Origin of the sequence: Vibrio harveyi NBRC 15634 = ATCC 14126 = KCTC 12724 (assembly GCF_001591145.1) — a bacterium.
GTDB classification, from domain to species: domain Bacteria; phylum Pseudomonadota; class Gammaproteobacteria; order Enterobacterales; family Vibrionaceae; genus Vibrio; species Vibrio harveyi.
Genome location: NZ_BCUF01000131.1, coordinates 1 through 1,225, shown reverse-complemented (window position 1 = coordinate 1,225; position 1,225 = coordinate 1). Strand labels below are relative to the sequence as shown.

1 protein-coding gene is annotated in these 1,225 nt (G+C 39.7%); it reads left to right on the top strand.

The window, feature by feature from the left end:
- The first annotated feature begins 169 nt into the window (after positions 1-169).
- Complete coding sequence (locus VHA02S_RS24810; RefSeq protein ID WP_227740492.1) at positions 170-802, top strand: hypothetical protein; 633 nt, start codon at positions 170-172, stop codon at positions 800-802.
- The last annotated feature ends 423 nt before the right edge of the window (positions 803-1,225 follow it).

Below are 1,225 nucleotides of genomic sequence, written 5' to 3'. Positions count from 1 at the left end.
CGTTATGTTTCTTCAGGAAATACTTAGCTTTTGCGGCGACTATCTCTAATTTCCCCTTTTATTTTCCAAACATTGATACGTTCTAGCTGAAATTTATTGCCATCACTTGCATATCAATTTGTTGTAGATATTGTACGCAAACGGCATAAGATACTTTGGGAAATTAAAAATGGTTAGAGGTTATAGTGAGCAGACTTTAAAAACTGAACCTGTAGTTCAGTTGGCAATACTAACGGGGTTAGATGACGATCTGAACTTTGTTCGAGGCAACAGAGAAAGTGTACTTCCAGTTCTCACGGGAGTCATTCTGTATCGACAATTAAGTAAAATCGAACAAAGAAAGGTCATGGAGCAAGCTCAGGCTCTTGGGAATCGGAGGTTTTTTGGTAAGGTGCAAATGCTAGTTGCGCAGAGTATTGCAAAACCAATGTGGAATCCTTGGAGTTTATCAAATCGCGAATTACAAGAGTACTTTAAAACACATAAAGCAGTTGCTGACTTTCTCTCAACATGGTTTATAACAATAGAAGTTAAGCTCGAAGTTGGTTTTGCCGCAGCCATAATTTATTCTTTATCAAAAGGTGGTGGCGCTTCCTTGGTGAAAGATATGGCATCTGTTCATATAGCTGAGGAAGCATTAAATAAGTTGAAGTTATCTGCTTCCGCTCAACAAGTTAGCTCGAGAGCGTTTTTCGTAGCTGTTATTCTTGCCAGTGTAATAAAAGGTTTTAATGAAGCTGACTCCATGTCCGCAAAAAAGGAACTTGTGCGTCGTAACTTACTTAGACCAGAGGATTTATAGTTAATGTTTTGGATACTGGCTCTATTTATTTCTCTGTTTGTCCTTTATTCGGATTATGCGTATTATTTTTACAGTAGGCGGAGGGGAGCAAGGTTAAAAACAACAAAACTAGTCAGCCTCGCTCTCACCGTAACATTGCCCATGTTGGCGGCAACCGAGATATTGAATGATTTTAAGGTAACAGGGGCGACTTATCAGACCGTTGTAGTATGTGTTGCGGCGTTAGTCGGTTCCTTGGTTTGTTTATCTGAAAGGTATCGTTTTAAGCACGAAAAATAGTGTTTTAGATATCCATTGAACCCAAAACATAACAAAGCATTTAAGAGTGACTCCCAACGCTTGGCATTTTCGGGTCAAGGTTGGGTTTTGTGTTTACGGCGGTATGGTTAAGGTTCTGTGGTTGCGTTGCTCACACCTTAATGC

Excerpts from the sequence above, each read along its gene's own strand:
- VHA02S_RS24810 (WP_227740492.1), top strand. The coding sequence starts at position 170 with ATGGTTAGAGGTTATAGTGAGCAGACTTTAAAAACTGAACCTGTAGTT.